The organism is Aurantimicrobium sp. (assembly GCF_036667855.1).
In the GTDB taxonomy this organism is placed as follows: Bacteria; Actinomycetota; Actinomycetes; order Actinomycetales; family Microbacteriaceae; genus Aurantimicrobium.
Genome location: NZ_JAVWTF010000052.1, coordinates 1 through 9,575 on the forward strand (window position 1 = coordinate 1; position 9,575 = coordinate 9,575).

Consider the following 9,575-nt stretch of genomic DNA (forward strand, 5'->3'; position numbering starts at 1 on the left):
AGTTCAACTTCCAGGGCGGCGGGTTCGAGGACATTCTCGGCGGCATGTTTGGTGGCGGTGGCCGATTCGGTCAGTCTTCCGGCGGCTTCCGTGGCTACGGTGGCCCACAGAAGGGTCAAGACATTGTCTCTTCCGTCACCATTGACTTCTTCGAAGCGTTCCATGGCGACACCATGAGTCTGACCACCAGCGAGGGTCGCACCGTGAAGGTGAAGATCCCAGCTGGTGTTGCGGATGCTCAGAAGATTCGCCTCCGCGGCAAGGGCTACCCCAGCCCAGATGGTGGCGAAGCGGGAGACATCGTGCTCACTGTGAAGGTGAAGAAGCACCCTGTCTTTGATCGTGATGGTTTGAACATCAAGGTCAACGTTCCCGTGACCTTCGTTGAAGCAGCACTCGGTGCCACTATCGAAGTTCCCACCCCTGACGGCGAGACCGTGAAACTCAAGGTTGCCCCCGGCACTCCGAGCGGACGTTCTCTGCGTGTGAAGGGACGTGGAATCAAGACAGCCAAGGGAACCGGTGACTTGCTTGCCGTCATCCAGATAGCTGTTCCTTCCCACCTCGACGACGCGGCACGCGAAGCACTCGAGCAGTTCACTGCAGTTGCACCAACCGAGAACCCTCGCGCAGACTTGCTGTCAGAAGCCAAGCGCTAACAACTACCCATAGAGAGAGGAATAAAGGATGGACGAGAACCAGCCCATCTTTACTATCTCTATGGCTGCAGAGCTTGCCGGAATGCACCCGCAAACTCTGCGTCAGTATGACCGCATCGGCCTGGTTCAGCCAGGCCGAACTGCGGGTCAATCTCGCCGCTATTCCATGCGCAACGTCGCTCAGCTTCGTGAAGTGGCCAGGCTGAGCGCTGAGGGCCTGTCCCTTGAAGGCATTCGCCGCGTTCTTGATCTAGAAAACCAAAACGACGCTTTGCGTGCACGAGTTCGTGAGCTTGAGGCTGCCTTGGCAGACGCACTTCTGAACCAACCTGGCCGACGCGTCTTCGCCGCAGGAACTGCGGGAGACGTGGAGAGCCTCCGAGCAGGAACTCGTGCTCGCCGCCGCACCGATGTTGTGGTCTGGCGCCCCTTTGGGCGTGACTAATAAGCTGAGTTCATGGACACTGAAACGGCATACTGGATCGCAATCGTAGTTTTCGCTGCAGTAGTTTTTTCGATTGTTGCCTTTACGGCGGGGAAACTCAGCGCTGACTCAAAGTCACTCTTTGTAGCTAAGCCTGCAGAATCAGAAATTAGATCTGAACTCGTTGCGCTTCGCTGCCAGGTCGAGGAATTACGTTTCGAGCTGCGCCGTTCAAACTATAGGAACTTTGGTTCACCTGAACATCCAGTGAACTAGTCCCCCTCAGTCTCTTCAAAATCTAGTTTTCCCACATCTTTTTACTTGATGTGAGTGCTCAAACTTGGTTGTGACAAAGTCGCCTCAATACGAAGCTGATTGAAAGGTGATCATATTGAACGAGTCCCAAACATGGGCAGTAATTGGAATATTTGCCAGTACCTTGCTGGGGATGGCAGGTTTTCTAGTTAGCTCATTGAATAGAACTATTCGAGCTTCAATAAGTGTCCTTGATGGGAAAATTGATTCTCTGCGCCAGGAAATGGGAGTCCGCTTCGAATCGCTATCTGGCACAATTGATCATCTTGATCGTGACGTTCAGTTCCTCATGAAACGTGAACTTGAGGATCGCGCCTAGTTTCACATTGCACGTAGGCTGGGAAGCATGACTGACGCTGGTATCCAAACCCTGCTTGATGACTACTTCGAGCTCATGCACACCCAAGACATGTCCCTGTTCGACAAGGTCTTCCACAAAGACAGCAACCTTTACTCGTCCGAAAACGACGAGATTGTGATTCGCCCTCGCGATTTTTATCGAGAACAAATGGAAGCTCGTACTTCTCCTCAGGACTCAGGCAATGCTCGTCGTGATGAGGTCCTTCTGATTGACCAGATTTCAGCGGAAATTGCTCTCGCAAAAGTTCAGCTCGAAATGTTCGGTGGCGTCATGCAGGACTATTTGAGCCTGCTCCACGTGGACGGTTCCTGGTTCGTGATTTCTAAGTTGTACAAGCAGGTAGGTAAGTCCGCCTAGTCTCAAAGGATGAGCACTTTTCCTTTTGAGTCCCTCAGGCGTTGGCCTGATCTTGAGTCACCTGAGCTTCTTGCAAGTGACGCAGCAGATCGTCTGCTTTTATCTGAGCTCGAACACGAGGTGAAGGCAGACCCCAGCTTGCTGCAGGCCGGACTCGTTGTGATCGGCGACAACTATGGCGCCATCACGTTGGCTGCTCTCAAGGAGTTGGGATTTAGCTCTGTCCGCGTGCACCAAGATGCACGTTCGGGTGAACTTGCATTGGAAAACAACGCCAAAGAACTCTCCATCACTGGATTCACCCATCACGCCTTAGATGCTGAACTGGTCCGCGATGCGCGCATCGTGGCCATGCGTTTGCCCAGGTCTTTGGACCAGCTCGATCAGTGGGCTGCACTCGTTGCTGCCTATGCAGCACCGAACGTGCAGGTGTTTGCCGGTGGTCGACTCAAGCACATGACTCTCGGCATGAACGATGTCCTCAAGAAGTACTTCGGCATGGTTGTGGCCAGCCTCGCTGTTCAGAAGAGCCGAGTACTGCGCGTCAAAGAACCCAACAGCGAAGTTGCTCTTGAGTCACTTAGTGGGTGGCCCAAGTCCAAGCGCTATGACGTGATTGACACCACTGTGTGTGCCTATGGTGGTGTCTTTGCCGGCATCAACTTGGACATCGGTACCCGTGAGCTTTTGGCGGTTCTTGATCAGACACCAGCAGATGCCCAGAACATCATCGACTTCGGTTGTGGTTCTGGTTTGCTCGCGGTTGCTATTGCCAGGCTTCGCCCCAACGCAACCGTTGTTGCAACCGACCAGTCTTCTGTTGCCGTGGCGTCTGCGACAGCAACACTGGAGGCAAACGGTCTGAGCGGCAGGGTTGAGGTTGTGCGGGACGACGGGCTCTCCTCTCAAGCAGATGCTTCTGCCGATCTCATTCTTTTCAACCCTCCCTTCCACTCGGGTGCCGCGGTGCATTCCGACACCAGCGTGAGATTGTTTGCCGAGGCAGGCCGCGTGCTCAAGCCAGGTGGCGAACTCTGGGTTGTTGCCAACAGTCACCTCGGATACAAGCCGGTTTTGAAGGATCTCGTGGGGGAAACGCGTGAGGTGAAGCGCACGCCGAAGTTCTCCGTCACCTGCTCCACGAAGGGCTAGTTCTCAGGCTTCTTTCAGCTTCAGCCCTAGAGATTAACTGGGCAAAAGAGTAAACTTGAGCCATCACCACTCAACTTTGTTGAGCGGTGAAATCCACACTAGGAGTTAGAAAGAACATGCAACAAGAGCCGCAAGAAGAAAACAAGAGCGCGCTCGAGCTTTACGGTGTCAACCTCACCGAAATTGCAAAGAGCGGCAAGCTCGACCCCGTCATCGGTCGCGATGCGGAGATCCGTCGAGTCAGCCAAGTGCTTACTCGTCGTACCAAGAACAACCCCGTGCTGATCGGTGAACCAGGCGTGGGAAAGACTGCTGTCGTGGAAGGACTCGCCCAGCGCATTGTCGCCGGTGACGTCGCCGACAGCCTCAAGAACAAGCAGCTTGTCTCCCTCGACATCTCAGCCCTCATTGCAGGTGCAAAGTATCGAGGCGAATTTGAAGAACGCCTCAAGGCGGTTCTCAAAGAAATCAATGACTCAGACGGTCAGATCATTACCTTCATCGACGAACTCCACACCCTGATGGGTGCTGGTGGAGGCGAAGGCTCCGTGGCAGCAGCCAACATGCTCAAGCCCATGCTTGCTCGTGGTGAGCTGCGCCTGATCGGTGCCACCACCCTGGATGAGTACCGCGAGTTCATTGAGAAGGATGCCGCGCTCGAGCGACGCTTCCAGCAGGTGTTCGTGGGTGAGCCCGGTGTTGAAGACACTGTGGCGATCCTGCGTGGACTCAAGGAACGTTACGAAGCCCACCACAAGGTGGCCATCGCAGACAACGCCCTCGTTGCTGCCGCAGCACTCTCCAACCGTTACATCACCAGCCGTCAGCTTCCCGATAAGGCCATCGACCTCATCGATGAAGCAGCCAGCCGTCTGCGTATGGAGATCGACTCGGCCCCGGTCGAGATAGATGAACTGCGCCGCAGCGTGGACCGTCTCAAGCTGGAAGAGCTTGCACTGAAGAAAGAGAAGGACGACGCCTCGAAGGAACGCTTAGCCAAGCTGCGTGAAGACATGGCAGAGCGCCAGGGTCGTCTTGACAATCTTGAAAAGCGTTGGGAACTCGAGCGCAATGCTCTGAACCGCGTGGGTGAACTCAAGACCAAACTCGATGCTGCCCGCATTCAGGCTGAGCGTGCTCAGCGTGAAGGACAGCTCGAGCAGGCAAGCCGTTTGCTCTATGCAGAGATTCCTGAGCTTGAGCGTCAGTTGGCGGAGGCAGAGTCTGCTGAGCAGACAGATACTGAACGCATGGTCAACGACCAGGTCACCAGTGACGACATTGCCTCGGTCATTGCGGCCTGGACTGGTATTCCTGTTGACCGCCTGACTAAGGGCGAGACAGAGAAGCTGCTCACACTCGAGAATGAGATTGGTAAGCGCCTGATCGGCCAGAAGAAGGCTGTGCAGGCAGTGTCGGAGTCTGTTCGTCGATCACGTGCAGGCATCTCTGACCCAGACCGCCCAACGGGATCCTTCCTGTTCCTCGGCCCCACGGGTGTGGGAAAGACGGAGCTCGCGAAGGCGTTGGCGGAGTATCTCTTCGACGACGAGAAGGCCATGATCCGTATCGACATGAGTGAGTACGGGGAGAAGTTCTCCGTCTCACGTCTGGTGGGTGCTCCTCCCGGATATGTCGGATATGAAGCTGGTGGTCAGCTCACCGAAGCTGTTCGTCGACGCCCCTACTCGGTTGTCCTCCTCGACGAAGTCGAGAAGGCCCACCCAGAGGTGTTTGATGTTCTGCTGCAGGTCTTGGACGACGGTCGCCTGACCGATGGCCAGGGTCGCACCGTCGACTTCCGCAACGTAATCCTGATTCTCACCTCGAACCTCGGTTCACAGTTCTTGGTTGATCCAGAACTCAGCTGGGAAGAGAAAGAACGTGCTGTCAACGAGACGGTGCGTCAGGCATTCAAGCCTGAGTTCGTCAACCGTCTAGATGACATCGTGGTCTTCTCGGCACTGAGCCAAGAAGATCTCGGCCAGATTGTGGAGCTCTACATCGACCGCTTGCAGAAGCGTCTCGGTGAGCGCCGTCTTGAATTGGCCGTCACACCCAGTGCTCGCAGGTGGCTGGCAGAACGTGGTTATGACCCCATTTATGGAGCACGACCACTTCGCCGCCTGATGCAGCACGAGATTGATGACCGTTTAGCAACGGCCATCCTGGGTGGTGCTATCCGTGACGGCGACACTGTTCGGGTGGATCTCTCAGGCGACAGCTTGACCGTGTCTGCCGACCGGGCTCACCCCGTCTTTGATGCAGGGGATGAAGATCCCTTTATTGAAGCCGAGCTCATGGAAGACGAATAACTTAGCGCGCGCAACCGAGAGCATTCTCGTGTGAGAAGCACTAGGACGAAACCCTCAGCAAATGCTGGGGGTTTCGACCTAGAAATGGTGATTGGGGATTAGGTAGAACCTTCTCTCTAGTGTGAAGCTCGGGGAAATGTCACTAGCTGGACCTATATTCACATCATGAGAAACCTAGATCCAGGCCACCTACTTTCATATGTCGATGAATCTGGGGATACCGGTTATGGTCAACAGAAATCTTCGACTACGTACACGTTGGGTTGTGTCGTTATAAATAGCGCTCACTGGGGTGGAGTTCTAGATGAATATGTTGAATTTAGAAGAAGGCTAAAGGCCAAGTTTAGAATTCCAATGAGGGCGGAACTGAAGGCAAATTTTGTGCTTCGTGGAACGGGTTCACTCAAAGAATTGAATCTTTCCCCTGCAGAACGACACCTTATCTTCAGGAGTCATGTGAAATTTGTTGCTGATAATCCTTACCTACACGTGTTCGCAGTTGTTGCAACAAAAAACGGACGTCTCACAGGAAGCAAACTGTTTGATGAAACCTGGATCCGGCTTTTTCAGCGCCTTGAACGCACAAGTGATGCTTTGGGCGCTTCGACAGTTCAGCTCATCCATGATCAAGGAGAAGATGAGTCAATCCGGAAACTCGCGCGTTGGTCCAGAAGACGGCTAACTGCTGGGTCGCAAACAGGTTCAGGTCTAATTGCGCGACCTTTCAAAAATTTGGTCGAGGATCCAGTCGCCAGAGATTCTCGTGCGAGTTATTTCATCCAGATGGCTGATTTTGCCGCCTATGCGGCATACAGACGGATTCATCCTGGTACAGAGAAAGTCCAACAGATAGTTCCACAGAATTCATGGGACCTGTATGAGGAAGCGCTGTTGGCAAGGGTCACTAGTGCTCGATTTGGAGAGCCGAAGGCAATCGTTTCACTCCAGGCATAAAAAGGCCCCCGGTTTGACCCGGGGGCGGCTAGGGCCTCCCTCACCCATAAGGGGTGGCTTGGTCCTGGTAACAATATAACCCCAGCCACGGTCATTTAGCGAAACTTCAGAAAAGCAGGGTGTTGAGAAGGACGTTAACCTTGCCGCGCTTTGATGAGCTCAGCAGCTGTCAACTTGTGTGGTCTCTTTGTCACCATGTCACCGCTGAGGCCAGCAATCAAGACACCTGGATCAATCTCTAGAACACTGGCAATTCTCAGCAAGGTGTGAAGATTCGGATTGGCTTTCCCGCGCTCAATTTTGCCGTAGTTCGACACGTGCATTGCGGACATGTGCGCCACATCCTCTTGGCTCAAATCCAAGCTCTCACGGCGTTCACGCAGACGTGATCCCAGTATTTGTGCTGCCGCTGACGCAAGTGAATCCATGCCTCAAGCGTTCCGGCATCACGCACCATTAACCAGAGTTTAAAAGCCTGAGGTTTTAACGCTACTTTTAACCCCTAGCCGCGACGCCGGTCGCGGCATCAGGGGGATGCGGTGGCCAACGAGAACCTGGGCAATGCCAAGAAGGCAAAGAACGATGAGTTCTATACGCAGTTCAGTGACATCCAGAAAGAGATGAACGCCTATCTGGAATACAACCCAGATGTGTTCAGGGACAAGACAGTTCTCTTGCCCTGCGATGACCCCGAGTGGAGTAACTTCACCAAGTACTTTGCTCAGAACTTTGAGGCACTAGGTCTCAAGAAGCTCATCAGCACGAGCTATGCACCAGACAGCAAGCCAGACGCAATTCCTTACCAGCCCACACTGTTTGAAATGGAAAGCCCCGGCTACGACCCGGAGAAGACTCAGACCAAGGGAAAGATCTTCACCCTCACTCACGACAAGACCGGCGACAATGTCATCAACGTGGATGACCTCGAGTGGTCCTATCTCGAAGGAGGCGGAGATTTCCGCAGCGAAGAGATTACGAAGCTGCGTGATGAAGCCGACATCATTGTGACAAATCCCCCGTTCTCGCTCTTCCGGGAGTTCCTAGCTTGGCTTGTGGGGGCAGATAAAGACTTTGTAATACTTGGAAACGTCAACGCAATCACGTATAAAGAAGTTTTTCCGCTCATCAAGGACAACAAGATGTGGCTGGGTCAAAGCATCTCTTCTGGCGACCGTGAGTTCCGCGTTCCTGATAGTTATCCCTTGAATGCTGCAGGCTGGCGAGTCGATGAAGAAGGCCAGAAATTCATCAGAGTGAAGGGGGTGCGCTGGTTCACAACGCTTGATCATGGACGCCGTCACGAGCCTCTTTCACTCATGACAGAAGCTGACAACATTAAGTTCAGCAAGCATAAAGAAGTCAAGGGTATTGGTTATCAGAAGTATGACAACTACGACGCAATTGAGGTTCCCTTCACTGATTCCATCCCCAGTGACTACGACGGTGTGTTGGGAGTCCCCATCACCTTCCTCGATAAATACAGCCCCGAGCAATTTGCGATCGTAGGAATGGCAGCTGGCAACATTCGTGGGTTAGCTGGAATTCCGACCAGTACCGGAAAAGACGGCCCATATATGGGCGGCAAACTCAAATATGGTCGCATACTCATCAAACACAAGCAGGTGACCAAGTGAAAACCGCTCTCAACCACTACACCGTTAAAGAACTCTCAGAAGGCTTCGTCTATAACGAGCTAGAAGGCAAAGGACTCTTTGGTCTCGCTGGACGTTTGACTATTCAGCCTGAGTATCAGCGCAACTACATCTATGCCGATGGGAAGAGAGATGTTGCCGTTATTGAGTCACTCCTCAAGGGTTACCCACTGGGTCTCATTTACTTCAACAAGGTCCACGAGGACAACCTCGAGGTGCTTGACGGCCAGCAGCGCATCACCAGCTTTGGTCGTTTCATCACGGGCAAGTTTGCGATCAAAGATGAACGTGGCATGGAGCAGTACTTCTCCGGCCTACCCCAGGACAAGCAAGAGATCATTCTGAAGTCAGAGATTCTTGTCTATGAGTGTGAAGGCACCGAGAGTGAAATCAAAGAATGGTTCAAGACCATTAACACGGTTGGTGTTCCTCTCAACGATCAAGAGCTTCTCAACGCTGTCTATTCAGGACCTTTTGTGACCGCCGGAAAGGCAGAGTTCAGCAACAGCCAGAATTCCAACATCATGAAGTGGAGTGCCTACGTCAGCGGCTCTGCTCTTAGACAGGACTTCTGGGAACGTGCTCTGGAGTGGGTGAGCAAGGGCAAGGCCAACATTGGCGGCTATATGAGTCAGCACCGTAATGACAAGGACATTACGGAAGTGAAGGCCTACTTCACTTCCGTCATTGACTGGGTCTCGTCGGTGTTCAGTGATGTTGAATCTGAAATGCGTGGCCTGGAGTGGGGTCGCCTCTATGAGCATTATCACGCCACTGCCTATAACCCAGCGAAGGTGTCAGAACAGGTGCGCTCGCTCTATGGGGACTCATATGTGAAGAACCGTAAGGGAATCTGGGAATTTGTGCTCGGTGGTTCAACTGAGACGAAACTGCTCGAGGTTCGTGTCTTTGATGATGCGACAAAGAAGTCGACCTATGCGGTGCAAACCAAAGAAGCTCAAGCAGCAGAGCGATCTAATTGCTCCCACTGCGCTCTTGGCCACGATGCCAACAAGGCCAAGATCTGGAAGCTCGAAGAAATGGATGCCGACCATGTTTCGGCATGGAGCAAGGGCGGGGCAACGTCAGCGGAGAATTGTGAGTTGTTGTGTAAGACACATAACAGGGCTAAAGGTAACCGATAATTTCCAAGTTCATTTGTGTACCTGAAATAGGTCAATAAATGTTGCAGAATTGGGGAATAACTCCACGGGCATCCGGTTATCTCTAACGGATGCCCGTGCTCTTGTATGGAACACCACAGTTTTACCTCACCAAACACAAGGATGAACATGTCACGCAACGCTCACACCAGCACTCCCATCAACCCCGTCTTGGCTGCTCGCTGGAGCCCTCGCTCTTTCGACACCACTGCAACCCTGACTC

At 53.2% G+C, this 9,575-nt stretch carries 11 protein-coding genes; 10 read left to right on the forward strand and 1 reads right to left on the reverse strand.

All coding sequences use genetic code 11. The annotated features are described in order from the left end of the window. From RR877_RS08865 to RR877_RS08900, 8 genes are all read left to right on the forward strand, one after another. Positions 1-659: DnaJ C-terminal domain-containing protein (locus RR877_RS08865; protein ID WP_332627948.1), on the forward strand; the 659-nt coding region annotated here is incomplete at its 5' end. Positions 660-687: 28 nt separating this feature from the next. After that, positions 688-1,104, forward strand: a complete 417-nt coding sequence (locus RR877_RS08870; protein WP_110234731.1) for a MerR family transcriptional regulator — start codon at positions 688-690, stop codon at positions 1,102-1,104. A gap of 12 nt (positions 1,105-1,116) precedes the next feature. Next, entirely contained in the window at positions 1,117-1,359 is a 243-nt protein-coding gene (locus RR877_RS08875; protein ID WP_280795839.1) for a hypothetical protein, read from the forward strand. Positions 1,360-1,474: 115 nt separating this feature from the next. Continuing rightward, on the forward strand, positions 1,475-1,717 hold the full coding sequence (locus RR877_RS08880) for a hypothetical protein (protein ID WP_332550538.1): 243 nt from the start codon (positions 1,475-1,477) through the stop codon (positions 1,715-1,717). Positions 1,718-1,744: 27 nt separating this feature from the next. Continuing rightward, positions 1,745-2,116 carry a nuclear transport factor 2 family protein gene (locus RR877_RS08885; protein ID WP_110234728.1) on the forward strand — a complete coding sequence of 124 codons (372 nt, stop codon included), beginning with the start codon at positions 1,745-1,747 and terminating at the stop codon, positions 2,114-2,116. 9 nt (positions 2,117-2,125) lie between these two features. Next, positions 2,126-3,268: a methyltransferase gene (locus tag RR877_RS08890; RefSeq protein ID WP_332627949.1), complete on the forward strand. Its 1,143-nt coding sequence runs from the start codon at positions 2,126-2,128 to the stop codon at positions 3,266-3,268. A 116-nt stretch (positions 3,269-3,384) separates the two neighbouring features. Then, entirely contained in the window at positions 3,385-5,583 is a 2,199-nt protein-coding gene (locus RR877_RS08895; protein ID WP_332627950.1) for an AAA family ATPase, read from the forward strand. Positions 5,584-5,748: 165 nt separating this feature from the next. Then, positions 5,749-6,537, forward strand: a complete 789-nt coding sequence (locus RR877_RS08900) for a DUF3800 domain-containing protein (RefSeq protein ID WP_332551525.1) — start codon at positions 5,749-5,751, stop codon at positions 6,535-6,537. Between the two features lie 134 nt (positions 6,538-6,671). On the opposite strand, the gene RR877_RS08905 is transcribed toward RR877_RS08900, so the two are convergent. Then, entirely contained in the window at positions 6,672-6,965 is a 294-nt protein-coding gene (locus RR877_RS08905) for a helix-turn-helix transcriptional regulator (protein WP_110234724.1), read from the reverse strand. 111 nt (positions 6,966-7,076) lie between these two features. On the opposite strand from RR877_RS08905, the gene RR877_RS08910 reads away from it, so the two are divergent. Further along, positions 7,077-8,171 (forward strand): adenine-specific methyltransferase EcoRI family protein, encoded by a 1,095-nt coding sequence (locus RR877_RS08910; protein WP_332619097.1) that lies wholly within the window; start codon positions 7,077-7,079, stop codon positions 8,169-8,171. Further along, positions 8,168-9,334: a DUF262 domain-containing protein gene (locus RR877_RS08915; RefSeq protein WP_332619096.1), complete on the forward strand. Its 1,167-nt coding sequence runs from the start codon at positions 8,168-8,170 to the stop codon at positions 9,332-9,334. The genes RR877_RS08910 and RR877_RS08915 overlap by 4 nt, the downstream gene beginning before the upstream one ends. Positions 9,335-9,575: the final 241 nt, after the last annotated feature.